The sequence below is a fragment of the Bifidobacterium sp. ESL1133 genome, from assembly GCF_058107325.1.
Window position 1 is genome coordinate 149,766 of sequence record NZ_JBYLUI010000001.1, and the last position, 25,045, is coordinate 174,810.

The 25,045-nt window shown below is 58.2% G+C and carries 18 protein-coding genes and 1 riboswitch; of the genes, 15 read left to right on the plus strand and 3 right to left on the minus strand.

Annotated features, from left to right (window positions below):
- Window positions 1-44: 44 nt before the first annotated feature.
- The 5 genes from AC3B5A_RS00615 (at window position 45) to AC3B5A_RS00635 (ending at window position 5,350) form a co-directional block, all read left to right on the plus strand.
- Window positions 45-1,259, plus strand: a complete 1,215-nt coding sequence (locus AC3B5A_RS00615) for a methionine ABC transporter ATP-binding protein (protein ID WP_489798019.1) — start codon at window positions 45-47, stop codon at window positions 1,257-1,259.
- A gap of 149 nt (window positions 1,260-1,408) precedes the next feature.
- The gene (locus AC3B5A_RS00620; RefSeq protein WP_489760915.1) at window positions 1,409-2,014 is read left to right on the plus strand and encodes a methionine ABC transporter permease; all 606 of its coding nucleotides are present in this window, start codon (window positions 1,409-1,411) and stop codon (window positions 2,012-2,014) included.
- A 172-nt stretch (window positions 2,015-2,186) separates the two neighbouring features.
- Window positions 2,187-3,389, plus strand: coding sequence for a M20 metallopeptidase family protein (locus AC3B5A_RS00625; RefSeq protein WP_489798476.1), 1,203 nt, complete (start codon window positions 2,187-2,189; stop codon window positions 3,387-3,389).
- Window positions 3,390-3,396: 7 nt separating this feature from the next.
- Window positions 3,397-5,094, plus strand: a complete 1,698-nt coding sequence (locus AC3B5A_RS00630) for an NAD+ synthase (RefSeq protein WP_489798021.1) — start codon at window positions 3,397-3,399, stop codon at window positions 5,092-5,094.
- A gap of 55 nt (window positions 5,095-5,149) precedes the next feature.
- The gene (locus AC3B5A_RS00635) at window positions 5,150-5,350 is read left to right on the plus strand and encodes a hypothetical protein (protein WP_489798023.1); all 201 of its coding nucleotides are present in this window, start codon (window positions 5,150-5,152) and stop codon (window positions 5,348-5,350) included.
- Here the strand turns inward: AC3B5A_RS00635 and AC3B5A_RS00640 are convergent, their stop codons facing one another.
- Entirely contained in the window at window positions 5,351-7,705 is a 2,355-nt protein-coding gene (locus AC3B5A_RS00640; RefSeq protein WP_489798025.1) for an energy-coupling factor transporter ATPase, read from the minus strand. It abuts the gene before it with no gap.
- Between the two features lie 4 nt (window positions 7,706-7,709).
- Window positions 7,710-8,312 carry an ECF transporter S component gene (locus AC3B5A_RS00645; protein WP_489798026.1) on the minus strand — a complete coding sequence of 201 codons (603 nt, stop codon included), beginning with the start codon at window positions 8,310-8,312 and terminating at the stop codon, window positions 7,710-7,712.
- A 5-nt stretch (window positions 8,313-8,317) separates the two neighbouring features.
- Window positions 8,318-8,471, minus strand: a riboswitch (FMN riboswitch).
- A gap of 195 nt (window positions 8,472-8,666) precedes the next feature.
- Between AC3B5A_RS00645 and AC3B5A_RS00650 the strand changes: the two genes are divergently transcribed.
- The 3 genes from AC3B5A_RS00650 (at window position 8,667) to AC3B5A_RS00660 (ending at window position 11,961) form a co-directional block, all read left to right on the plus strand.
- Window positions 8,667-9,671 carry a glycosyltransferase family 2 protein gene (locus AC3B5A_RS00650; protein WP_489798478.1) on the plus strand — a complete coding sequence of 335 codons (1,005 nt, stop codon included), beginning with the start codon at window positions 8,667-8,669 and terminating at the stop codon, window positions 9,669-9,671.
- Window positions 9,672-9,848: 177 nt separating this feature from the next.
- Window positions 9,849-10,616, plus strand: a complete 768-nt coding sequence (gene ppgK, locus AC3B5A_RS00655; protein WP_489760912.1) for a polyphosphate--glucose phosphotransferase — start codon at window positions 9,849-9,851, stop codon at window positions 10,614-10,616.
- A gap of 133 nt (window positions 10,617-10,749) precedes the next feature.
- Window positions 10,750-11,961 carry a pyridoxal phosphate-dependent aminotransferase gene (locus AC3B5A_RS00660; RefSeq protein ID WP_489798480.1) on the plus strand — a complete coding sequence of 404 codons (1,212 nt, stop codon included), beginning with the start codon at window positions 10,750-10,752 and terminating at the stop codon, window positions 11,959-11,961.
- 12 nt (window positions 11,962-11,973) lie between these two features.
- Here the strand turns inward: AC3B5A_RS00660 and AC3B5A_RS00665 are convergent, their stop codons facing one another.
- Window positions 11,974-14,238, minus strand: a complete 2,265-nt coding sequence (locus AC3B5A_RS00665; RefSeq protein ID WP_489798028.1) for a glycosyltransferase — start codon at window positions 14,236-14,238, stop codon at window positions 11,974-11,976.
- 51 nt (window positions 14,239-14,289) lie between these two features.
- On the opposite strand from AC3B5A_RS00665, the gene AC3B5A_RS00670 reads away from it, so the two are divergent.
- The 7 genes from AC3B5A_RS00670 to AC3B5A_RS00700 all read left to right on the plus strand — a co-directional run bounded on the left by AC3B5A_RS00670 (window position 14,290) and on the right by AC3B5A_RS00700 (window position 24,935).
- Window positions 14,290-17,874 carry a tetratricopeptide repeat protein gene (locus tag AC3B5A_RS00670; protein WP_489798030.1) on the plus strand — a complete coding sequence of 1,195 codons (3,585 nt, stop codon included), beginning with the start codon at window positions 14,290-14,292 and terminating at the stop codon, window positions 17,872-17,874.
- Window positions 17,874-20,474, plus strand: coding sequence for an NAD-dependent DNA ligase LigA (ligA, locus tag AC3B5A_RS00675; RefSeq protein ID WP_489798032.1), 2,601 nt, complete (start codon window positions 17,874-17,876; stop codon window positions 20,472-20,474). The genes AC3B5A_RS00670 and ligA overlap by 1 nt, the downstream gene beginning before the upstream one ends.
- A gap of 454 nt (window positions 20,475-20,928) precedes the next feature.
- Window positions 20,929-21,048, plus strand: a complete 120-nt coding sequence (locus tag AC3B5A_RS00680; protein WP_489760910.1) for a listeriolysin S family TOMM bacteriocin — start codon at window positions 20,929-20,931, stop codon at window positions 21,046-21,048.
- A gap of 69 nt (window positions 21,049-21,117) precedes the next feature.
- Window positions 21,118-21,972, plus strand: coding sequence for an ATP-binding cassette domain-containing protein (locus AC3B5A_RS00685; RefSeq protein WP_489760876.1), 855 nt, complete (start codon window positions 21,118-21,120; stop codon window positions 21,970-21,972).
- A complete protein-coding gene (locus AC3B5A_RS00690; RefSeq protein WP_489760875.1) occupies window positions 21,969-22,730 on the plus strand; it encodes an ABC transporter permease in 762 nt (253 codons plus the stop codon). Before AC3B5A_RS00685 ends, AC3B5A_RS00690 begins: the two co-directional genes overlap by 4 nt.
- Window positions 22,731-22,882: 152 nt before the next feature.
- Window positions 22,883-24,019, plus strand: coding sequence for an Mrp/NBP35 family ATP-binding protein (locus AC3B5A_RS00695; protein WP_489798034.1), 1,137 nt, complete (start codon window positions 22,883-22,885; stop codon window positions 24,017-24,019).
- Window positions 24,009-24,935 (plus strand): hypothetical protein, encoded by a 927-nt coding sequence (locus AC3B5A_RS00700; protein ID WP_489798035.1) that lies wholly within the window; start codon window positions 24,009-24,011, stop codon window positions 24,933-24,935. The genes AC3B5A_RS00695 and AC3B5A_RS00700 overlap by 11 nt, the downstream gene beginning before the upstream one ends.
- The last annotated feature ends 110 nt before the right edge of the window (window positions 24,936-25,045 follow it).

The following is a 25,045-nucleotide window of genomic DNA, read 5'->3' on the forward strand; positions in this document are numbered from 1 at the left end:
CAACAGCGACGGCAAGATGACAATTTGAGGAATGAGGAACGCATATGACAGATCCAGCCATTGTCTTCGACCACGTGGTCAAGGAATACCAGAGTGACGGCTCCAATCGTAAGCCGGTTCGTGCCGTGGACGATGTCTCGCTGAGCATCGAGCAGGGGGAGATATTCGGCATCATCGGCTATTCGGGTGCCGGCAAATCCACACTGGTGCGCATGATCAACGCGCTTGAGCGGCCCACCTCGGGTACGGTTACCGTGCTGGGGGAGGACCTGAACGGGCTCAAAGGCGCTCAGCTGCGGGCGATGCGGCAGAAAATCGGCATGATTTTCCAACAGTTCAATCTGTTTGCCAACCGAACGGTGGCGCAGAACATTGCGTATCCGCTGGAACTTGACCACTGGCGCAAGGATTATCAGGAGCGACGCGTGCAGCAGCTGCTCCGGTTCGTAGGTCTTAGCGACTACGCCGACCGGTACCCGGCCAAGCTTTCCGGCGGGCAGAAGCAGCGTGTGGGCATAGCCCGGGCCTTGGCCACCAACCCCAAGATTCTGCTTGCCGATGAGGCGACGAGCGCACTCGACCCCCAGACCACGGCGGAAGTGCTGGATTTGTTGCGCCAGGCCAACGAGCAGTTGGGAATCACCGTGGTGACCATTACCCACCAGATGAGCGTGGTCAAGCAGATAGCCAGCCGTGTGGCGGTGATGAGTCAGGGCAGAGTCGTGGAAACAGGGTCCGCCTACAACGTGTTTGCCCTGCCTGATCAGGCGGTCACCAAACGTTTCACTGCCACCGCAGTCTCCGGACTGCCCGAGCCGGCACGTTTGGAGACCATGCGTGCACAGTGGCCGGGGCGCATCGTCACCATCAAGATTCGTCAGCGCGATGTGATGGACGGCGACGAACTGCTGTCCCCGGCCTCCGGGCAGGACATATCCGATCTCATCGCAAAATTCGGCGTATCCACCAGCATGCTCTACGGCGGCATCGATACCGTGGACGGCTCTGCCATCGGAGCGATGACCTACGAGTTGAGTGGGGACGAGATGACGGTGAACCGGTTCCTCGAAGCGTTGAGCCGGGGCAGTGACGTCTACGACTTCGGCACGGCGGCCAATCCTGTGCAATATCAGCAGGCCGTGGCTCGTGTGCTCAATCCAGCATCGTTGACAGTGCCACCTGTGAGCACCGATAGCGATGTGCGCAGTGCATTGAGTGAAACCGCAATCAGTGAAGACGAACAGGGAGGTGTGCGATGAGTGCAACGAATTGGGTGGACGCCGGTTTTGCAACGGCACAGTCTGTTGCCGTTGGAAGGGGCACACGCGCAACGGTGGTGTTGGCGGCGAACCAAAGCTGGGATGTGCTCAAACCGTTGCTGTTGCAGTCCATCGGCCAGACCCTGGAAATGGTGTTGGTCACGTTGGTTGTCGGCGGCCTGCTCGGACTGGTGCTCGGTGTGGTGCTCTACGGCACACGCCCGGGCAACCTGTTTGAGAACGCCGTGGTCTACCGGGTGCTCGACGTGATCGTCAACATCGTGCGTCCCATCCCGTTCATCATCTTTCTTGCCGCGGTGCAGCCGCTGACGGTCAAGGTGGTAGGTACCTCGATCGGCACTACTGCGGCAATCTTCCCTATGGCATTGATGGCCACGTTCGCCACCTCGCGGCTCGTGGAGCAGAATCTGGTGAGTGTGGACCCGGGAGTGATCGAGGCGGCACGTGCCATGGGCGCCTCCTCGTTCACCATCATCCGCACCGTGCTCATTCCAGAGGCACTCGGCCCGCTCATCCTGGCCTATGCATTCCTGTTCATCTCCATTCTGGACATGTCGGCGATGGCCGGCTATATCGGCGGCGGCGGGCTGGGAAACTTCGCCATCTCCTACGGCTACCAGAAATACGATGCGTCTGCCACGTGGATGGCGGTCATCATCATGATCGTGCTCGTGCAAGTGGTGCAAGCCATCGCCAATGCACTGGCCAAGCACATATTCCGACGCCGTCAATAACGCGTGGGGTGGTATGACGGCATATCCGATACGTGGACAGGTACACCCCACGGCGGTGCATCTCGCCTATAGTGGTTTTATGGCCACGCCGACAGGCGGCATCGTACCCGAAAACAGGTTTGGCCGGGTTCTGCGCATCAGAACAACGGCATCAACGGAAGTGAGCGGTATCATGAGCGAGCATCTCACCATCGATGACGACATCGTCGCCGTCAGGCACCGGTTGCACGAGCACCCGGAGATGAGTTTGCACGAGCATTGGACCACACAATTCCTGCGAGAACAGCTCGAAAGTCACGGCATCAACGTACTCGACACTGATTTGCAGACCGGGTTGGTGGCGGAGATTCATGGGGAGCGTCCAGGGCCGCGCATCGCCCTGCGTGCCGACATCGACGCGCTGCCTATCGAAGAGCACAGCGGGTTGGAGTTCGCGTCCCGCAACACCGGTTGCATGCACGCCTGCGGGCATGACATCCACATGTCAGGTCTTCTGGCGGCCGCTTTCTGGCTTGCCCAGCGGCCGGAACTCATTCACGGGTCGATCGTCATCCTGTTCCAGCCTGCGGAAGAGAACGCGCAAGGGGCGCGATTGGTGGTGGAGTGCGGAGCGTTGGGCAGCGTGGATGCCGTAATAGGCACGCACAACAATCCCGAGATGAAACCGGGGCAGATTGCCGTGGGTAACCAACCCATGATGGCGGGCTGCGTGAAATTCGACGTGACGTTGCACGCCCAAGGGGCGCATGGCGCGCACCCTGATCATGGCACAGGCCCCATTGAGGCGCTCGCCTCCATGATCCTGTCGTTGCAGACCATCGTGAGTCGCAACATTCCGCCGTTCAACCCGGCGGTTCTTTCGGTTACCTCCGTGCGAGGGGGAGAAATGTGGAATGTTATTCCGCAAGAGGCGGGATTCTTGGGGACAGTGCGTTATTTCCACCAGGACGATGGGGAGTCCATGGAGCGGCGCTTCCGTACCATCGTTGAGTCGACGGCGCAAGCGTACGGTATCACGGCGGACGTGGAGTGGAATGTTGTGGCGTTCCCGTTGGTCAGTGACGAATACTTGGCTGGCAAGGTGATGGAACGGGTTCCCGACTACGCGCAACTCGTACCGATCATCCCCTCAATGGGTGGTGAAGACTTCTGCAACTACCAAGGTCTGGCTCCGCTGGTGTTCGCTTCCATCGGTTCCAACGGCGGGCCGGGGCACCATGGTGTGCACAGTCCCGGCTTTGTGGCGCTCGACGAAGCCATCAAACCCACCGCCGAGTTCTATGTCAATGCGGCACTCGACGTGGCGCAGGCCATCGAAGAGCGACGCGCATGCGCTGACGTCCCGCGTCGCACCGGTTGCGAGGATGAAATATGATGGGGACATGACTCAACTTCGTTTCGCCATCGCTCAAATCGACACCGCCGTAGGCAACCTTGAAGGCAACGCCGGCACCGTGCTTCAATTCGCACGCGCTGCCGCTTCTCAAGGCGCCCAAGTAGTGGCGTTCCCTGAGATGACGCTCACCGGGTATCCCATTGAAGACCTCGCCCTGCGCGCCACGTTCCGCACGGCCGCATGGAACAAAGCGGATCAGCTGGCGCAAACCCTCAAACGCGAAGGCTTGGGTGCGCTGTACGTGGTTGTCGGCACGGTTGGCACGTCCGCAACGGGCACGAAACCCACCAATCGTCTCGTGGTGCTGCACGACGGTGTGGTATGGGCCGGATATGACAAGCATTTCCTGCCCAACTACGGTGTGTTCGACGAGTTCCGCATTTTTGCGGCAGGAGAACGGTCGGTCGTGCTCGACATCGACGGCGTGCGTGTAGGTGTGGCCATCTGCGAAGACATCTGGCAGGACGGCGGGCCGGTGGCCGAGTTGGCCGGCCGCAACATCGACGTGCTGCTGACCATCAACGGTTCCCCCTACGAGGAAGGCAAAACGCACACGCGTCTCGATCTGGCCGCCCGGCGTGCCGGCGAGGTCGGAGCACCGCTCATCTACGTCAATCAGGTGGGAGGCCAAGACGATCTCATCTTTGACGGCGGAAGCTTCGTGGTGGACGCCGACGGGACGCTGCTTGAACGCTCGCCGATGTTCATGGAACATCTCGGCATCTTTGACTTCGACTCTTCAACCGCTCATCAGACTCCGGGGCAGGTGGCGTCCTGGCCGTGCAGAGATGAGGAGGTCTACACCGCCTGTGTGCTCGGGCTGAAGGACTATATGGCCAAGAACGGGTTCACCGGAGTGGTGCTCGGTCTGTCGGGCGGCATCGATTCGGCACTGGTGGCGGCCATGGCGGCCGACGCGGTGGGCGGCGAGCATGTATGGGGCATTTCCATGCCCAGCATGTACTCCTCCGACGGGTCGAAAGACGACGCGGCGGATCTGGCTCGCAATCTCGGAGCGCACTACGAGATCCAGCCCATTGAGCCGCTGTTCACCGCCTTCCAGAACCAGCTGGAATTGGAAGGCGTGGCGCAGGAGAACCTGCAGGCACGCATCCGCGGAGTCATCGTGATGGCCTACTCGAACGGTCAGAACCTTCTGGCGCTCGCCACCGGCAACAAATCCGAGCTGGCATGCGGCTACTCCACCATCTACGGGGATGCCGTGGGAGGGTACGCGCCCATCAAAGACCTGCTGAAAACGCGCGTATGGGATCTGTCCCGATGGCGCAACAAGGCCGCCGCCTCCGGCATGGGGATCGGTGGTCTGCATATGGTCGGCAACGAACACGGTGGAGCCGGAACGCCACTTGACGGCGGTGTGATGATTCCGGTGAACAGCATCGACAAAGCGCCGAGTGCGGAGTTGCGCCCCGGGCAGAAAGACTCCGATTCTCTGCCGCAATACGATCTGCTTGATCAGGTGCTCGCCGCCTATATCGAAAAAGCCCACGGGAGGGCCGACCTGCTGGCCGACGGATTCGATGAAGAGACGGTTGACACGGTGATGCGGCTGGTGGACCGGGCCGAATGGAAACGCCGGCAATACCCGTTGGGGCCGAAGGTCACGGCGCTCGCATTCGGACGCGACCGCAGGCTGCCCATCACCAACGCTTTCCGAGAGTAGTTCGCACAATCATGCAAGGCAGAATCGACCATGGCATCGAAAGGATCGTAACGATATGAACAGCGAGGAACACCAAGACGAGTGGTATTTCAACACGGTGACCGGTGAGCCGGAGCTTGGCAAACTCTCACCGGCCAACCAGCGTAGTGGACCCTACCGCACCCGCAAGGATGCACTTGACGCGTGGAACATAGCACAGGAGCGCAACCTGATGTGGGACGAGCAGGACAAGCGCTGGAACGCTTGGCAGGCTTGATCAGGTCCACATGATGGCCGCGCCGCGTCCCAGAACCAACAAGGCGCACACATACAGAGTGCAACATATGCCAAACACCCAATCGCGCCTGCCGGCTTTCATCTCATGCCACCGGGTGCGTGGCATGCCCGCCTCGTAGCAACGCGCATCGAGCGCGAGCGAAAGGTTGTCGGAATGGCGCAGCGCGCCGGTGAACACCGGCACGATGATGGCTGCCAATGCTCTGATGCGTTTGGCCGGAGTGCCGGTTTCGATGCTGCCTCCACGCGCCGACTGCGCATCGACGATGGAACGTGCCTCTTGGGCAAGGGTGGGCAGAAAACGCAAGGCCAGACTCATGACCAGAGCAATCTCCTGGGTATGCAAGCCCCAATGTGAGAGAGGGGAAAGCAAGGACGCAAAACCGTCCGTCAGTTCGGTTGGTGTGGTGGTGCGCAACAATACCGCCCCGATGATCACCACCAATGCCAAGCGGCATGAGTAGAGCACCGCATCGGCAAGACCGGCCTCCGTGATCGCCAGTGGTCCCCAAGAGAAGAAGGTGCGGCCGCCTTGCACAAAGAACATGTTGACAATGCCGAGAATGGCGAACATGCCGAGAAACAGTTTGAGAGAACCCAGGAGCTTCAACGGGTTGATGCGTGCCGCACCGATGATGGCAGCCACGGCCGCCGTTGAGAGCAGCAGTTGGGCGGGCGTGGCCACAGTGAACCCGGTGAACAGCAACACCAGGAACAACACCAGCTTGACACGCGGATCGAGTGAAGCGATGAACGAGCGATGGGATGCGGCCGCGGTGTTTGATGCGGGGGCAGAATCCGGTTGCGGCGCGGCATGACGCGTTGAAGCCGGTTGTGCCGCAAGCTCTCGTTCCCCGCGCAGCTTGATAATGCGGGCTCCCAAACGAGCTGCCTGTTCTTTGGCATGGGTGATGAGCACAACGGTGACGCCTTGTGCATGCAAGGACAAGATGAGCTGGTCGATCCGTGCCGCTGCGGTACTGTCCAACCCTGCGCTCGGTTCGTCCATGATGAGCACGCGCGGGTGACAGGCAATGATGCCCGCAATGGCGACGAGCCGCTGCTGGCCGCCGGACAGGGCAAAGGGCGAACGGTCTGTCAACGCTCCCATGCCCAGCATGTCCAGTGCTTCCTGAGCTTGGCGCTCGGCATCCTCCTGGGTCAGCCCTTGGTTTCTTGGTCCATAGGCGACATCCTGGAGCACGGTGTCGGCGAACAGTTGACGTTCTGGCTGTTGCATGACCAGTCCCACGGTGCGGCGCAGCGTGCGCTTGTCAGCGCGGCTGAGATGACGCATATCCAATCCTGCTACGCGCACCGTACCGGTGTCAGGTGCGGAAAGCGCCGTCAACACGCGTGTCAGTGTGGTTTTCCCGGTACCGTTGCGGCCCATGATGGCAATGATCTCTCCGGCATCGATGTGCATCGTCACGTCATGCAAGGCATCACGTTGGGCATTGGGGTACCGCAGACTGACATGTTCCACACTGATGACGGGGTCATTGCCGGCAGCGGCATCTAAGCCGGCGCTGGATGCGGCCGTTGGTGCAGTGGTCAAGTCCGTTTCGGCATCGGTACACACTGTGCCGGCATCGCCTACGCCGTCCATCGCGGTCGCGCTCGAGGCTGTCACATCGTGCAACAGCCCGTCACGTAGTTCAAGCACGCGGTCGGCACCCTGCAATTCAGCGGGTTTATGGGTGACATGGACGATGGTGGTGCCGTTGTCGTGCAAGCGCTCCAGGATATGCAGCACATCGGCTTGTGCCTCTTCGTCAAGCATGGCGGTGGGTTCGTCAAGCACCAGCAGACGGGGAGACATGGCCAAGGCTCCGGCCATCGTCACGCGCTGTTGCTGGCCGCCGGACAGTCTGGTGGGATCGGCGGCCCTGAAATCGCTCATTTCCACGGCGCGCAATGACTCGTCCACGCGTGTGCCGATGGTAGTGCGCGGCATGTTCAGGTTCTCCGGCCCAAAAGCGGTGTCATCAGCAGTTACTGTAGTAATGAGCTGGTCGGCAGGATTTTGGAAGACGACGCCGATGTCGCGGCGTGCCGCACGGTATTGGTCGGCGTCCGGGGTGCTCTCGTGGAAGACCTGATGGCCGAGTAGGGTGATTTCTCCCTCGTCGGGAGCCGACAGACCAGCGATGAGACGGACGAGCGTGGATTTTCCGGCACCATTGGGACCGATGATGCACAGTCGTTCGCCCGGAGTAATGCTCAGGTCGATACCGTCCAATACCCAGGTCTGGCCGCCGTTGTGGCTGAACCGTACGTCGCGCATGCGTACGAGCGGCTCAGCCGAGAGGGTGCTGCATTGCGAGATCGCCACGGTGTCAGCGATTCAGGAAGTTCGAGATCGGCTTGTAGATCAGGAAAGTGACCACGCCGTTGATGGCGAACTTGATGAGGTTGAACGGCAGCAAGGTAGGCACGATGATGGCCACGACCTTGTCTACCGGCCAACCGGTGTAGATCGGTGTGATGAGCAGGTTGCACACGATGGCCATGATGAGCGCGCACACGGCTCCCACGATGATGGCAACGGCTGCACGGCCGCGCGTGCGGCGAGTTTTGTAGATAAACGCCGCGGGCATGCTCAGCGACAGTGCCACGATGATGGCGATGAGGGCTCCCCAAGGGTCTCCGAACACGTGCGGCAGGAAGCTCAAAATGCTTACTATGGCCGCCGCCGAGGGGCCGAATGCGAATCCCGCTATAAGGCAGACGATGCCGGATGGATCATATTTCAGCCAGTTGGTGCCCGGCATGATGGGGAAGCCCACAAAACTCAGCGCCATGGCCAGCGCCACAAACAGCGCGTAGACGGCGATGCGTTGGGTGGACCAGCGGCCGGAATCGGCAACGCCGGTGGCATGGGAGGACTGCGTCTTATCGCGGCGCCCATCGTTGTTTTGGGTATGCTGATTAGAGCTCATATCGAGCCTCGTTTCTTTCATCCGGACTATGACCGTTGGCTTCGGAGTCTCACCGAATCAGCCGCTTGCGCAGCGCGCGGGCTTCGTCTTGGGAACCGTTATGACAGTGGTTCCGGACGTTACCGCCAGTAAGGAATTGCACCTTCCCTGAAACTTGCACTCCCAAGCTATACACGTACGGCTCGCCAAATGGGCACGAGAGTGTGAACGGTACGTCCGTCCGGTCTCGTTGGGCGGGCGTGCAAGAATGACGGTATGAATGAAACAGAACACATGACCTCCGCAGATTCGCAGCGCCCCTCGGTCGGCAAGGATATTGAGCGTTCCGGTGCTGCCCGGCCGGCACGTCGTGGCATGCTTCACCAAGGGCGAACCATCGAACGCCTGGCCATCGTAGTGGTGACCTACAAGCGCCAGGAGTTGTTGGGAGAGCTGCTGGAATCCATCGAGCACTTGGAACAGGCGCCATGGCGCATCGTTATGGTGGACAACGAGCACAGCGACCGCACCCGAGACATGGTGCTCGAGTTTTCGGCCAGAGTGGCGGCACGTTGGGGGCAGACCGATCCTGACGATCAGGGCGGGCGTTCGCGCGTGGTGTATGCCCCGCAAAGCGGCAACATCGGTGGTGCCGGCGGGTTCAACGCCGGTGTGAAGAAAGCCTATGAGCTCGGCGCGCAATGGTTCTGGGTGATGGATGATGATGTGGCGGTGCTTCCTGACGCCATCGGCAAGTTGGCCAAGTGGACGCCCAACCACGATGTCATCCAAGGCTCGCGCTTCGATTTTGATGGAGGTCCGTTCTACTGGCAGTACGACTTCATCGTTCCTCTGGGTATTCCCAATCCCATCGCTCCTGCGGCATTTGGGCCATCCGGGTATCACCGGATGAACACCCTGTGCTTCGAAGGAGGGCTGTTCCGCCGCTGCATCGTCGAGAAAATCGGATTCCCTGACCCGCGCTTCTTCATCTACTGGGATGACACCATGTACGGTTATCTGGCCAGCAAAGTCACCGAGTCGATTGTGGTGGCCGACCGCATCATCCGCCGCACTCGCACCATAGGCAACTGGGACATCGCCGGAGTGCGCCAGCTCAACTCCACTTCGGACATGAACCGCTACCACATCATGCGCAACCGCGGCTATATGGCGCGTTACTTCATGGCGCACGGCGACTATCGTCCGGCGATGTTCGCCCTGGGTACCTTCCTGACGGGTGTCAAGGAGGTGATTCGCCTGGTGGCTGTAGACCGTGAGCATCTGGGCAATGGGCTCAAGCAGATCTTCAAGGGATGGATCGATTCGAGAAAACTGCTGCACGACCCTGACTGGAAGCCCATGCCGTCTTTGCGTTGAGCGAAACCGACCTGCCGGCAGATCGGCTGATCGTCTGATGTGCCGGTGCGTACGGTCGAACTCCGCCGAATGCAGACGGGGCGGCAATATGGGCATGTTGCGTAACGTGTCGTCTTTTTGGGTATCGGATGAGTTAAGATACCTGAGTTTATAAGCTCATGAACCAAAGGGGTAATGATGATTGAAACAGCGCAGGCCTTCGGTGTCGATATCGGTGGTTCCGGCATCAAGGCGGCTCCCGTCGATTTGGAGCACGGGCAGTTTGCCGAGCCGCGCCTGAAGATTCTCACCCCCGAGAACTCCACCCCTGAAGCGGTGGCGGCAGTGGTGCGCCAGGAGCTCGACCATTTCGAGGTTCCTGCCAGCGCTCCGGTGGGCATCGCGTTCCCGGCACCCATCAAGCCCGGTCAGACCATTGACTTCATGGCCAACCTTGACAAGTCCTGGATCGGTACCGATGTGACCGAGGTCTTCTCCCAGGCGTGCGGCCGTCCTGTCACGGTGGTGAACGACGCTGATGCCGCAGGTCTTGCCGAGCAGCAGTTCGGTGCGGCGAAGGGGCATGACGGTCTGGTCATCGCCACCACGCTGGGAACCGGTATCGGCACGGCACTCATCTACAACGGTGTGCTCATTCCCAACACTGAGCTTGGTCACATCGAGCTGCAGAAGGGCAAGGGCGACGCGGAGAAGTATGCTGCGTCCTCAGTGCGCGACCAGCAGAGCTTGGGCTACAAGCGTTGGGCCAAGCGCCTTACCAAGTATTACGGGCTGCTGGAAAAGTACTTCAGCCCGGATCTGTTCGTAGTCGGTGGCGGCGTGAGCCGCATGAGCGAGAAGTTCCTGCCGTACATCGAGATCAAGACCCCGTTGGTGCCGGCGCAGCTGCGTAACGAGGCAGGCATTATCGGTGCCGCATACTATGCGGCGACCAAGCAGGCGTGAGCATTCTGCCATTGATATTCGGGGGCGAGTCTTGAGGCTCGCCCCCGTCTGTATAGGGAGCGTGACGGTGCCGGTTGTGGGCGCTGCCGGCAGATAAGCAGATACACGCTCAAATCAAGGAAGGTGTGTGCCTATGTCGTACCGGCCGGTGCATTTTTCATCACGTGTGGGCAGCGTGACACTCAACGCCGTTGCCCAGGCCGAAGCGCAAGCCAAGAGCCGAGGCGTGGCATTGGGTAAACTCAACGATTCAAACCCCACCGCCAACGGACTCGGACCGGCATTGGTTCCCGGCATCTACGATGCACAACCCAAGGGGCCGCAGACAGCACGCCGCGCCTTAGCCGAATTTCTGGAAGAACGCGGTCGCGCCGAAAGCAGTGGAGAAGGGCAGGAGGGGCATGCGGTAGACCCTGAGAGACTCTACCTGTTGAGTTCCACATCGCAGGCGTATTCGTGGCTGTTCAAACTGTTGTGCGACGCCGGAGACGTTGTACTGGCGCCCAAACCCGGATACCCTCTCATTGAGTCCATAGGGCGGTTGGAAAACGTGGAGACGCTCGAATACCAGCTGTCGTTCGACGGATCATGGTTCATGGATCTGTCGCAAATTGAAATGCTGCTCGATTCCGAAGCCGGCTCTCGCACTCGAGCCATCGTCGTCATCAACCCCAACAATCCCACCGGCTCCTATGTTAAACCGGACGAGCGTGCCCGCTTGGTGGCATTGTGCGCGCAACGTGGCATCGCCATCATCGCCGATGAGGTGTTCTTCGACTACACGCTCGAGCCATTCCCCGGCAACCGTCGCTTTGCTGGGGAGAAAGAAGCATTGGTCTTTGCGCTCGACGGCTTCTCCAAACTGTTGGCCGCGCCGCACGCCAAAGTGGGGTGGATCGAGGTTTCCGGGCCAGATGAACTGGTAGAGGAATCACTGTGCAGATTGGACATGATTGCCGACGACTACCTGCCGATGAGCAACATCATTGCCGAGCAGATGCCCGAACTGCTGGGCGCGGCACCGAGCCAACTTGCTCGGGTCGGAGGGCGTGTCCATGCCAATTTGGCCACGCTGCACACCATGTTGGATCGGCATGAATCCGGGCTGGTGTCCTTGCTGCGGCCCGAGGGAGGCTGGAACGTGTTGGTGCGTTTCCCCTCGACGATCGATGAGACCGAATTGACGCTCTCACTCATCGAGCACCACCATCTCACCGGTCAGCCTGGATACTTCTTCGACATGCCGGGCAACGGCGCCATGGCATTATCCTTGTTGCCGGAACCTGATGTATTTGCCTCCAATGTTGCCGCATTGTTGGATGCAGTCGATGCCATGGTGCTCTAAGAGCTGCACGGTTCACAGTGAAAAGAGGAGCGAGAACCAGGACTGTACGGTGTGGAACAATACCGGATCGTGTTTGATGAGCGCATCGTCTCGTCCTGGGGTGAATGCGGTGAGCACACTGATCAGCAGGCTGGCGCTGACCAGCACCACACACAGTAACCGTATGGCGGCGAGCCGTACAGGGGTGCTGTGCCATGACATGGCAGACGCGCTTGCATGCGTTTCATCGGCTGTGAGTACGCGCAACTCGCCGGAGGTGTCCGCATGCATGCTGGCAGTCACTGTCACCAGCACCACAGCAGCCACCAACGCCAGCAGCCAGCCGAAATCAATCATGTAGCGCCATGACAGGCCGCCTTTGGCGCTGTCCACCACGATTAGCAGCGCAGCAAGGGCCACTGCTGCCACCAGCGTGGGGAAGATGCCTGACGTGCGTAGACGACGACGCATCCATGGCAGCGCGACCACCAGTAGCAGCGCCGGGCACAGCATGAACAGGCCGCCGGCCATCGGGTCGGTGTAACTCCAGTTCGTCATCGGAGTTGCGGTGATTCCCAAGAAGGGGAAACGGTCCATGAAGGTCAGGGGAGTGGCCAGATAGTATCCGATTTCAGACATCAGGTTGCGCGCATTGCCGGTAACGGTCATCATATCGGATACCGTAAGCTGGTATTGTTCCCCGAAGTTCAACGGCGAACCGAAGCGTGCGGCGTTGTAGATGCCGACGGAAATGATGATGGCCAATGCAGGCAGGAGCGCCGCGCATAACAAAGTGATGGCATTTCGTCGCTCCGCTCGCGCTGTGCTGCCATCTGTGGGCCTGAAGCGCTTGGAAAGAAGCGTTTTGGCAATGGCCTGCAGCTGCCTCCAAAACAGGGGAAGTGCCAGCAAAGCCGTGAAGATGAACGTGGGGCGGCACCCGATCGTACCTGCCATCGCCAGAGATCCCGCCGCCAAATGGGGCCATGAGACCGGTGGGGCCGATCCGATGCGTACCGTATGTTTGTTGCGCTTTTCTTCGCAGTTGATGGCACCGAACCAGAACCACAAGCCAACGATGCTCAGCAGGAGGGAAGCGGCGCAAGGCACCGAATAGAAGTTGGTGCGCAACGCCAGATAGCTTACGTTCGACCCCACCAGCAAGGTGAGCAGTGCCAATATCATGCCGGCCAGTGGGGCGTTGGGGGCGACCCGTTTGGTCACGCGAATCATGAGCAGGGCAGCGAAGAGAATAATGCCGAATGTCATTATGCCCACGGCGGCATGCGTGGAGAGCATGAGACCTCCAGGAGTGAACCAGCTGGAAATCAACCGGAAGGGGGCAAAGAGCAGCAACGCCGGCAATACGCCGAAGTATGAGTACCAGTGCCCCTGATAGAACACATAGTCCCAGTAGATCGGTGTCACCCCATCATGCAGCAGTTGCTCGCGTACGGAAGGATCGTAAGGGTTGGAAGCATGCAACAGTTCGCTCGGCACCGGCATATCCAAGGAGACCTGACCGTGCAGCAGAGCGTCGGCGAGGTGGCCGTACTGGTTGAAATCGTACGTGTAGTTGCCCGGCTGGTGGAATGCCATCGACTCAGGGGATACGGCGTTGGGAATAATGTCGGCCAATGTGGCTGCGCCCAACAAAGCGAACATGCCCCAGAACAATCCGCGCTGCTTGCGACTGCCGGTGTCCAGCGATATGCGCCACAAAGGGGATCCGGGACGGAACGCCTCGACGAATACGGCGATGACTGCCATGAGCGCGATGCGCACCGGTTCGATGCTGAAAGGAACGCGGACGTTCGTGCGCAGGTCCGTGGCCGCCACGCGTGTGCCGGCAGCCTCTTGAATCCACAACTTGACCGTGCTGCCACGGCCCACGTTCAGATAGTGGGAGCGCGGAGCATCTTGGGACAAGGAGATGCTGCGCCCCATATGGCCATCCACCTGCGGAGCCACAAAGAACGACTTGCTGAGCCTGGTGTGTGGTGAATCGGCCGTTTTGTCAATGTTCATGTCGACGCGCACGTAAGGGGAGCTGCCATCGCTGTCTGCCTCGATCCACGCCTGTTGAGGGTCATGGACTATCAGTGTGCCGTCGTTCTGCCGTTCCAGACCGGCACCAATCGCGTTGAGCGCTGCGGCGGAATCCGTGCTGGCCGACGTAGAAGTCCAGAATGGCAGGTTGCACACCACACACTCGAGTATGGCGATCAGCAAGACCCACAGCAGGGCTCTCAGAGCGGCTGTGGATAGGCGGTTGGGCCGGTTTTTGCGAACGTTCACCCTGTTATTCTATAAGCTGGAATGTCTGAATGGATTGAAAGAATAAAATCTATGTCAAAATTCACGCCGTACATGCATGACAGAGATTCGCTGCCGGAAGACAACGGCATCTTTTCGCGCGTCGTGAACGCCGCTCGTAAAGCCGCCTCAGCTGTCTATGAAACCGCACAGCAAAGCCACATACCCGGTCAGGGAAGCAGCGTACCAAGTGGGAGCGGAACCAGCGGGGGCGTGGGGGCTGACGCAGCGGACATGAGTCGTATCGTGGAGGGCATCGAAGCCCACGCATTGACGCTCTCACCGCTGGTAAAAACGCATATGTTCCCCGACTTTCCAGGCATTGCAGACGGATTGGTTCCAGGATGGGCGCAACTGCCGCAGCGCCACGGTACTGCCTTCTCTCTCGGCGTATTCTTCGATGGAGCTAAAAACAGATTCCACCAGTTGGCGCTCGCTGACGGTCAAGGGCGAGTTTTTGTGAGCGTCGATCCCAACGATGACGTGCAATCCCTGACCCCGGCACTCTTCTTCAGCAAAGAAGGCGAGATAACACTGGCCGATAGCAGCCGTATCTCGCGCGCAGGCAACCGGAACGCAGATTACGTTCCGCCAAAAGCCCTGCAAGGTGCCGTGGTCGGAAGGGACGCATCGGGAGAGCCGATGTGGCTTTCCTCCTGGCTTTCCGTAGGCAAGCGGTACACGCTCGAACAGCTGCGTCTCGACGTGCCGCGTAACTTGCGCGTGGACCTCGAATACCGTGATGCGCTCGCGATTGCCTTCTTCTGCGCTTGCGCCATGCCGCATTACGTGGGCACCATGGGCTTTGGCGCCGGCAATATTTTCCGCAGACTCAACCACGAAGCGCCCCTAGGTGCCATACGTCGTGCCGTGGCCGATGGCACTCAAGCCAAAGCCAAGGGGCTGCGTGTCTCTGGCCTGGAGGAATACTTCGCGCGACTGATGCGTGAAGCCGGGGCGTTGGAGAGCACGAAAGGTCTGGAAGCGGTACATGGCAGAGAGCCGTTGAGCTTGGTTACTCTGAACCATTCCGGCATGTACGCCTTCGACTGGGGAGAGGCGTTGGAACTGTCCTCGGCGTTGCGCGCACTGCATATCGAAGGCAATCTGAACCGTTTCGCCGCCGTAAGTGCCTGGCTGGAACATAACGCACGCGTCGGATCGTTGCCGATCGAAGACACCGTTTCGGTGGAGCAAGCTGCCGATATTGACGCGACGCTGTTGCGTAATCCGGCGCTAGCCGCTTTCGACGTGAACGATCAGGGGAGGCTGCGTCTGGATGAGCCAAGCGCCGACTCTGTGCAGCGTGTGCTGCATATCGCGCAGCAAGCCGCACTGCAGAACATGGAACATGACGGTGTGCAACCAGATGGCACCGGTCAACGTGCGCAAGGGGAGTGGGAATACCGGCAAACCCTTTCCGGGTTATTGCGCAGCCTACGTTTCCCTTTCCGTTTCGACGCTGATTTTCGCTCGAACATCGCGCAGGGCGAGACGGCTATATCCCTGAGTGCGGTGGGTTCCTCCATGATGCCGCAGCATCGGTGGGATGGCGGCCGTCATCAGTGGGTTGACTATACGCACAGCGAACGCGTGGAGATGAGTGTGGACTACAACCTGCGTGCAGGCTTGGTGCTGGCCGCGCTGTGCTTTGGCGCCAGTGAGCAGGTGAATCGTGTTTCGCTGCGCATTGAGTCGCTTGGCTTGGAGCAAGCCTTGGAAGCACAGGATTCGACGATCGGCGAGATGATCGCGCGAGCGTTGGGGGCGTTGAAGAGGGCCGATGTTCCTTCACGAGGCACGCGTTCCAAAGCCGATCCCAAGGACGGCGACGTGCACGGAGACCCTGCGCAGGTCAGCCTGAGTGATGACCACGGTCAGATTCGCACCGATGCCTCGACCCAAGACCGTGCGGCTGATGGGACGGATGATGCTCGCACCGCGCGTCAGGCTGCGACGGCTTCGCAGCCCTGCGAGGAAGATGCGGCTCAGCACCCTGCACAAAACGATGCGCATACGGATAATGGCGCAGGGAGCAACAGCGAGACCGCAGGCGTTTCGGGACACCGCAATGATGCTGGTGATGACAGTTCGGTAGATGCGCAGTTCGCTGACCTCATGCAGGGAGTCGACATCGACGACATGGCCATTGCTGCGCAGGAACGTGACCGCCGCATGGGACTGTGGGGTACCGGTATGCATCAGCATGGCGATTTTGAGGATGATATGGACGGCGCCGACATGGGCGACGGGTCTGTCGGCTCAAGAGGGGACATGCTGCGTGGCAATGTGCAGGTTCCTCAGCCTATTGCCGTGGTGACGGTGACATTCACCCGCGAAGATTTCATGCGGCGCATCGCCGAGGGCGGATTGGATAATCCTCAGGAACTGTATCTGCAGTGTGCCGCGGCAATGGCACTGGATTCAATCGAAGGGTTCGCTGAGATCGTCCCGCAGTTCACCCTGCACGATAAGCGTTTTGCTCCTGCCACCGCTCAGTCGGAGCCGGAGTTCTCTGATGAGGTGCTGCCGCAGGCTCAAGCACAGGTTTTGGGGACGCAGACAGTGAGCGGTCTGTCGATTCAGCGAGGCGACGTACTGCAACGCGTGGATTCGGACTTCCAACGTTTGGCGATGGATGAGTCCATGCCGCGAGTAGGCAAGGCACAGGAGGCCATGCGCATCGTGGCTGCGGTGGGAGACCCGGAACTTGATGACTTGGCGCCGATGGTGAGTCGTGCGCTCATCGACGGCGACGATGTGCCCGACATCCATTTTGTTCTGAGCAAGCAGATAGATGATGCGCGCCTCAAGGCGCGAGACCTGCTTTTCTCCGGCAGATTCAATCAGTCCATCGAACTGCTGGAGCAGACGCTCGACGAGATTGACGCCCGTTACGACTCGATTCCTGGCGTGCCGCGTTACTTCAACTCCTATGCGGAGCGGGTGGTGTACAACCGGCTGTTCGCCACCCCCGACGAGTGCACGGTGCTCATTCCTGACAGCCTGTTCTACGCGCACATGGAACTGTCGGATGTGATGTCGCAAGTGCAGGGGCCTGCTGCGGCGCTGCCGCACCTCAACAAGATGGTGGCCTATGCTCCGGCTTATCCGCTCTCGCATATGCGTTTGGCGGTGCAGTTGGCACGTGGCGAGGACTGGAATTCTGCACGCGCTGCCTGTTTGAACGCGCTTCGGGTGAGCTTGGACGGGGATGATGCAGCGTATGCGTACTACCGTCTGGCTTACGCGGAATGGATGAGTGATCGGCTCGACGTGGCTGCTGCCGCTTATATGATGAGCGAACATCTGGCGCCCGGCAAGATCGAGTCGGCCCCAGAAGAACTGCACGAGGTCGTGGTCAGAGCTCAATCCCAGTGCATTACTGTGCCCTCTTCGCCGCAAGAGGTGAGCCAGATGCTTGCATCACATGACATTCCGGTCTGGCCGCACATCGGTGTGGCGCCGATGGTAAGTCAGGCTGCACGGGTGTGCGTGGATCGTGGCATGTTCATACCGGCGCGCACATTGGCCGTAGCCAAGGCTCGCATGAGCGAGGGCAATCAAGATGGTATCGACATGGCGCAGATGCAGTTCCTGCGCTCATTGGGGGCATAATGGGAATCGGGGCACACGAGCATCAGGAAGCGCTGAATCTGGGAGTGTCGCAGTTCACTCCAGGGTCGGCGGCTTGGGTTGCGGCATTGAGCGCAACCGACGCGGATGCCATGACGTTGACCGTGCTCGACGTTCCCGCATTGACCAGCGAGGTTGCGGCACGTCTGTGGGCAAAGTTGGCCGCGTGGGTGGAAAACGATCAAGTGGCGTATTACATCGACGATGCGCCGGTCTCCTCTGACGCGGCGTATGATACCAGACTGCGCTGCCTGCAAGCGTTGGAAGCAGCATTCCCGGTGCTTGATACCCCGCAGTCTCCCACACATCGTGTCGGCGGCACCTTCTCGAACGATTTTGCTTCGGTGAGGCATCCATCTCAGATGATGAGTCTCGATGATGTGTTCTCTATAGATGAGCTGAAAGACTGGTATGACGGGGTGCGTCAGGCGTTGGAGTGGCCTGAAGACGAAGCGCTGCCCATGACCTGTGAAGTCAAGATCGACGGGCTGGCGCTCAATCTCATCTACCGTTCCGGAGTACTTGAACAGGGGCTGACCCGCGGGGACGGAGTGACGGGCGAGGATATCACCACCAACGTGCGCACCATCTCCTCCATACCGCCGAATCTTGGCGGCAAGGCCGAAGATATTCCACAGTTCGTGGAGGTTCGCGGCGAGGTGTTCATGCGTTGGGACGATTTCAAACGTCTCAACGAGGCGAATGAGAACGCCGGGCGACCTCCGTTCGCCAATCCTCGCAACGCTGCTGCGGGAAGTCTGCGGCAAAAGGATCCTCGCATCACCGCCACACGCCATCTGAGCTTCTACGCGCACGGGTTGGGACGTTTGGACTGGGGTGACGGTGCGACTGGGCATGACGCGGTGAACGACCAGTCGCAGGCCTATGCGTTGTACCAGACGTGGGGCGTGCCCGTGTCCCCGCATAACCGGGAAGTGACCGGGTTCGACCAGATTCTCGAGATGATCGACTACTACGGTGAGCATCGCGGAGACATCGAGCATGCACTCGACGGCATTGTGGTCAAGGTGGACGATCTGGCGCTGCAGCGTCGTCTCGGTTCCACTTCTCGCGCTCCTCGATGGGCTATCGCCTACAAGTACCCGCCTGAAGAGGTCAACACCCAGCTGCTGGATATCACCGTGCAAGTGGGGCGCACCGGCCGGGTCACCCCGGTAGCGGTGCTTGCGCCGGTCTACGTTGCCGGTTCCACGGTGGCTGCCGCCACATTGCACAATCCCACCGAAGTCAAACACAAGAATGTGCTCATCGGCGACACCGTGGTGGTGCGCAAGGCCGGAGACGTGATTCCCGAGATAGTGGGGCCGGTGCTGGAACGGCGGCGTGGTCGCGAAGAGCAGTTGCGAGAGTTCGAGATGCCACAATATTGCCCTTCGTGTGGTACGAAACTGGCACCGTCCAAAGAGGGCGACAAAGACATCCGCTGTCCAAACGTCGAATCCTGCCCGGCGCAGTTCAGCGAAAGGGTCATCCATCTTGCTTCCCGCAAGGCGTTCGATATTGAGCACTTGGGTGAGCAAAGCGCCATTGCGTTGACCAACCCGGAAGATAACCGGCCTGACAGCGTCGCCACCTACATGCCCGGCGTTCAGGAGATCGAAGTGAAGCCGGGGGAGGAGCCGGCACCGTACGAGCCGGCCGCAGGCCTGGTGCTCCCGGCTCCTCAGGAACCGGTGCTCACCAGCGAGGCAGGCCTGTTCTCGCTGGACGCCGCAATGTTGCGCAGCGTGCATGTGTGGCGCGAGATTCAAGTGATAGAAAAAAGCGTGGAGGTCGATGCCAACGGGCGCAAGCACTTTCACCGCAAGGCGCTCGGCGGTTCTGGCCTATGGCATACTGTCCCTGCGTTCTGGACGTTGCCGTTGGATGCCAAGAAACCTGCCGGCAGTGAAGAGTATCAGATTCCTGAAGATGCTGTGGTAGTAGGCAGCAGAACGGTGAAGCGGCGGAAGGAAGCCGACGAGGAGAGGCCGCTGTATGTGCGTCCGTCCGAGACCACGCGCACCATGCTCGCTGAGATTGACAAGGCCAAAGACGCCGAGTTGTGGCGTGTGCTGGTGGCATTGTCCATCCGGCGCCTCGGTCCGCCCACAGCACGCCTGGTCGCCACGACTTTCGGCAGTTTGGAAGCCATCGAACATGCCAGCGTGGAGGAGCTGTCCGCCATTGACGGAATCGGTCCGGAAATTGCCGAATCGGTGTCAGGTTGGTTCCAGGCCGCGCACAATCCTGACGATTGGCGTTTCGCGGTGCTCAAGGCGTGGAAAGATGCGGGCGTGGGCAGTCACGCTGCCCAAATCAGCCAGCTGCCGCAAACGTTGTCAGGCAAAACTGTGGTTGTCACAGGCTCATTGGAAGGTTATAGCAGAGATTCGGCCAAGGAAGCCATCGTGGAACGTGGCGGCAAGGCCGCGGGTTCGGTGAGCAAGAAAACCGACTACGTGGTGGTCGGCGAGAATGCCGGGTCCAAGGCGGCGAAAGCCGAGGAGCTGGGCATTCCGCAGCTGGACGAGGAACAGTTCAAGATGCTGTTGGAAACCGGGGACGTGCAGGAATCGTAGGCTGACCTACTATGGGTTGCTGTGCGGCCTCATTGTCCTGCCTATCAGAGATGCGTGTACAAAACTGTATATTTTGCAAAATTTGCTGAATATTGATTCTACGTTTGTTGCGTGAGTCAGGATGGTCAACGGTATCAATAAAAGTAATAGCGGATGATAGCTTTTATAAAAAATAGTATACGAGAGTTGATGAATGAACACGCGCTGGGCTGTAATTTGATATGACATCGCAAAGGCGCGACACGCCCGGATGGAGTTGTGTTTAAAGATGTTTTTTTACTACGTATGACTCAAAAAGGCACAGAATTCTGTAATTGAGTTGTACTTTTTTAGCGGATGCCATACGCTGTCTTATGCAGGGAAATTTGAAGTGGTTGTATAAAAGTTCTCTGTATAGCCGTAAATCAGTACTGATGGTTATTCGTAATCCGAATAATGATGGAAAGGTTTGACTATGTCAATCACAAAAACGACATTCAACAATTTCGACCCTACCGAAGGTCGTGGAGCTTCAATGAATTATGCAGCTGGTTGTTGTTGCTGCTCCTGCTCTTGTTCATCGGCTGCGGTGTGAGCTGAATTCTCTAGCATCGCGGTGGAAGGGCTGGTGCACAATGTACCGACCCTCCCATGAGGAGCAACAATGATTATTCTGCAAGATATAAAAGTTAATCTTTCTGGGAAAACCATCTTGGATTTTGCTGGAAAGAACATTGAAATCAGCAATGGTAGTAAGTTGGCGGTTCTTGGCGAAAATGGAGCCGGGAAGACTACTCTGATTAATACCGTTTTAGGCGAGTACAAGCTGAGTCGCGGTGCAATTGAGAAGGACTTTCAAGGCAGCGATGTCGGCATCGTATTTCAGGACAACAGCTATAGTGACTTAATTAAGGTTAAAGAGTTTGTCGCTTTAATTTTTCCACACTGGCGTCGAGACAGTGTTGATGCTTTCTTAAATAAGTATCAGCTCAGTGGCTTGGAAAATTCGTTGATTAAGGATCTTTCCGCCGGTGAATTGCAGCGATTTACTTTGGGCTTGGTTCTGTCACAACAGAAATCTGTGTATTTCTTCGATGAAATCACGTCAGGGCTGGATGCATACAAGCGTAGTCAACTTTTGAAGATTATGACTGAGGAAACCAGAGACGCTACCGTAATCAATATTTCTCATTATTTTGAAGAAATCAATAATTGGGCTACAGATATCCTGATTTTGCGCCGTGGAAGACTTGCATTCTATGGCACTAAAAGTCAACTGTTTGCAGATTTTCCTCATATTGGTGCGCTGAAAGTGAATGGAATGGATGCATTTCCTGTTGATGAATCTATCCAGCATGCTGATACAGGGGATGGTACGGTGTACTACCTGAAAGACGCAGAAGATAAAGCAAAATTGACAGAACAATGTCATCAGGACAAAGTTGAATTCTCCTACCTTGAGCCAAGCATATATACGTGCTATCTCATGGCAAATCAAGCGGAAAGTATCGTGGCGTGAACAAAATTATTCTCAGTCTAAAAATGCAAATGCGTGTTCCGATATCGATTTTCTTTACGGTCTTTTTCCCGCTTATCATGATGTTCGTCATGATGACGTCGTTTAAGAATTTCGATATTGGCCAAGGGTATCATTTTATCGATAAATATGTGCTCGTCACGACTGGCATAGGCTTGATTCCGCTCACCCTGATTAGCTTTCCCATCTGGGTTGGTGAAAGTATTCGCAATGATAGTTATAAGCGGCTTAAATACTTTAATGTCAACTTACTGACATACACGCTCGCTGATGTTTTCTCTTATGTTGTGCTTGCTCTGCTGAGCATATTTGTGAATATTTCCGTCGCGTATTTTGTGTATGGGGCCAAACTTCCATCTTTCGGCTATCTGGCAGCGTATGTGCTTCAATGCCTGTATGGTGTCTTTGCATTCTTGCTAGTAGGAACGCTTATCGCTTTGGTTGTCAAGAATACTCGAGTATTACTTCCGCTCGGTATGACCTTGCTATTCGCGTGCTATATGTTTACCGGAGCGTTTGTTCAATTCGATAAGCTTCCCTCATCTATCCAAAAGATTGGAAGTGCTCTCCCATGGAAATATATGATGAATGATTTCTTTGAGATATGGGGCATGAATGAGTATTGGAATCTGTCGTTTTTGAAGGTAACGTCGCTGTGGCTTGTTGCTAGTGGAGTTGTGTTGCTGGGCGTCGTTTACCTACGCAAAACACTGGAACGTAAACGAGTGAACGCATCGTGAAGAGGTAAAACACGGTGCTGTACCGTGCTTCTAAGTTGACGTAACTGTGCGGAATCGGCTCCGACTATAGACGAATGTTGAGCGGGCGGCTATGGTAGGTGAGTGACGTTGCTCAACGGCGCATGCGGCGCAGGCTCGTCAAGGAGGTTTCAATGACGGCAGCTGGCGTGGACATCGAGACGTTGAGTAGACGGTTGTATGAGAGGCTTTCCCACGTCATCGACCCGGAGATTGGCCGGTCGGTCACCGATTTGGGTATGATTGCAGGCATTGACATCACCCCCCAAGAGCGCGACGGACACTTCGATGTCACCGTACACGTGGAACTTACTGTGCCGGGCTGCCCCCTGTCGGCAACCATCGCCGAACAGATCAAGCAGGCTGTGGCATCGTGCGCCGCCGCCGAGCTGACGCCCCACATCGAAGTCGGCTCGATGGAACAGGACAAACTCGAACGGCTCGTAGCAGATCTCAAAGCCGAGCGGCGGCAGAACCCTTTCAACAAGCCAGGAGTCAAGACCCGCATCTTCGCCATCGCATCTGGCAAAGGGGGAGTGGGCAAATCGTCCGTGAGTTCCAATCTGGCGGCCACGTTCGCGGCGCTTGGGTACAGTACCGCAGCCATCGATGCCGACATCTACGGGTTCTCGCTGCCCAAGCTGTTCGGAGTGCACTCCCAGCCCACCAATGTCAACGGTATGCTCATGCCGGTGAGCGCTTGGGGGGTCAAGCTTATCTCCATCGGTATGTTCGCCGGTGCCGATCGTGCGATTTTGTGGCGCGGTCCGCGGCTGCAGCGCTCGCTTGAACAGTTCCTCTCCGACGTGTGGTGGGGTGAGCCTGACGTGCTGCTTCTTGATTTGGCCCCGGGCACTGGCGACATGGCCATCTCGGTGGCTCAAGCCTTGCCTAACGCTGAGCTAGTGGTGGTCACCACTCCGCAGCCGAGCGCTTCGGATGTAGCGGTGCGCAGTGGTCTGGTGGCTTTGCAGGTGCCTATGAAGGTACGCGGCGTGGTGGAAAACATGAGCTACTTCGACCATGCCGGGGAACGGTTGCGTCTGTTCGGCCAGGGGGGCGGCGAACGGGTGAGTGCTCAGCTGACCTCCGCACTGGGGTATGATGTGCCGCTGATGGCCACGTTGCCGCTCGAACCTGAGCTGCGCGAGAGCGGTGAGGCCGGCCGCCCTGCAGTGTTGAACGAGGACGGCTCCTTGGCTGCGAGCCCGCTGGCGGATGCATTCCGAGACTTGGCTCAAGGGCTGATGCGAGGTGCGCATGAAGCATGATCATGATGATTCGCGCGGCCGCGACGGAGCGGTGTCACCGTCAGACGAGACTGCTGGCGACGTTGATAACACGACAGCCAATGCAGTTTATGGCACTGCCGCCGGTACAGACAAGACCGGTACAGACAATGGCACCGTTGCCAGCGCAGACAAGACGAACTCTGACATGCGGGCTCTTAGTGACGAGCAAATAGCCAGTGTGGGTGTGCTAGCACAAGACAATGTGTATACGAAACAATCCAAGTGGAAGACGTTCCGAGAGTTGCCGGTGCGAGACAAATGGCCGTTCTTTGTACAGCATTTTCTGCTTGGTGTGGTGGCTGTTCTGATGGTGCTCGCGCTGGTGATCTCGTACATCGTCACGCTTGTCACCAAGGCGCCAGACCCGTACCTGAGCGTGGAAGCACTCAACATGCACGAGTATTCCAGCCAGCTCACGCGCATACGCTCCGGCTTTCTGAGGCATGAAAGCATCGATGACGAGCGGTTGGTCGGCATCAATGCTGATCTCAATGTCAGCGTCGGCTCAAGTGAACGCAAAGAGGACGATGGAGCTGACGGCAACAGCGTTGATGATTCCGCCAAGATTCTGGTGCAGGTGACCGCAGGGCAGATTAACGCCTTCATATCCACGAGACAACAATTTCCGCAATTGCAGCAGCATGGCTATACGTCGAAGCTTGAAGATGGACTGTCTGCCGCGCAGATGAAACACTTGGCAAATATCGGGGCATTACTGGACTCGAACGGTGTCCCGGTGGCTGATCCGTCGCAGGCGTATGGTCTTGACCTTTCCAAGTCCTCGGTGTGGAAAGGCGAATCGGGATTGCCGAGTGACGCCGTCCTTGCTTTGGCAAACTTGGAAAGCGGTACGAAATATGTACGGGACTTTGTGAATTACCTTGACTTCCACTGATGCTGCCGGTGTGAGGCGTGGCTGGTTAATGTCTGGTTAACGGTTGTGCCACGCGTTACCCGGCCGTCAGTCCGGTGTTGCGCTATGGTTAGGCATAGCCAACAAACGCA

Bases quoted from the DNA above. Each gene is read 5' to 3' on its own strand.
- AC3B5A_RS00615 (WP_489798019.1), top strand. From the start codon at position 45: ATGACAGATCCAGCCATTGTCTTCGACCACGTGGTCAAGGAATACCAG.
- AC3B5A_RS00620 (WP_489760915.1), top strand. From the start codon at position 1,409: ATGGTGTTGGTCACGTTGGTTGTCGGCGGCCTGCTCGGACTGGTGCTC.
- AC3B5A_RS00625 (WP_489798476.1), top strand. From the start codon at position 2,187: ATGAGCGAGCATCTCACCATCGATGACGACATCGTCGCCGTCAGGCAC.
- AC3B5A_RS00630 (WP_489798021.1), top strand. From the start codon at position 3,397: ATGACTCAACTTCGTTTCGCCATCGCTCAAATCGACACCGCCGTAGGC.
- AC3B5A_RS00635 (WP_489798023.1), top strand. From the start codon at position 5,150: ATGAACAGCGAGGAACACCAAGACGAGTGGTATTTCAACACGGTGACC.
- AC3B5A_RS00645 (WP_489798026.1), bottom strand. From the start codon at position 8,312: ATGAGCTCTAATCAGCATACCCAAAACAACGATGGGCGCCGCGATAAG.
- AC3B5A_RS00650 (WP_489798478.1), top strand. From the start codon at position 8,667: ATGCTTCACCAAGGGCGAACCATCGAACGCCTGGCCATCGTAGTGGTG.
- ppgK (WP_489760912.1), top strand. From the start codon at position 9,849: ATGATTGAAACAGCGCAGGCCTTCGGTGTCGATATCGGTGGTTCCGGC.
- AC3B5A_RS00660 (WP_489798480.1), top strand. From the start codon at position 10,750: ATGTCGTACCGGCCGGTGCATTTTTCATCACGTGTGGGCAGCGTGACA.
- AC3B5A_RS00670 (WP_489798030.1), top strand. From the start codon at position 14,290: ATGTCAAAATTCACGCCGTACATGCATGACAGAGATTCGCTGCCGGAA.
- ligA (WP_489798032.1), top strand. From the start codon at position 17,874: ATGGGAATCGGGGCACACGAGCATCAGGAAGCGCTGAATCTGGGAGTG.
- AC3B5A_RS00680 (WP_489760910.1), top strand. From the start codon at position 20,929: ATGTCAATCACAAAAACGACATTCAACAATTTCGACCCTACCGAAGGT.
- AC3B5A_RS00685 (WP_489760876.1), top strand. From the start codon at position 21,118: ATGATTATTCTGCAAGATATAAAAGTTAATCTTTCTGGGAAAACCATC.
- AC3B5A_RS00695 (WP_489798034.1), top strand. From the start codon at position 22,883: ATGACGGCAGCTGGCGTGGACATCGAGACGTTGAGTAGACGGTTGTAT.
- AC3B5A_RS00700 (WP_489798035.1), top strand. From the start codon at position 24,009: ATGAAGCATGATCATGATGATTCGCGCGGCCGCGACGGAGCGGTGTCA.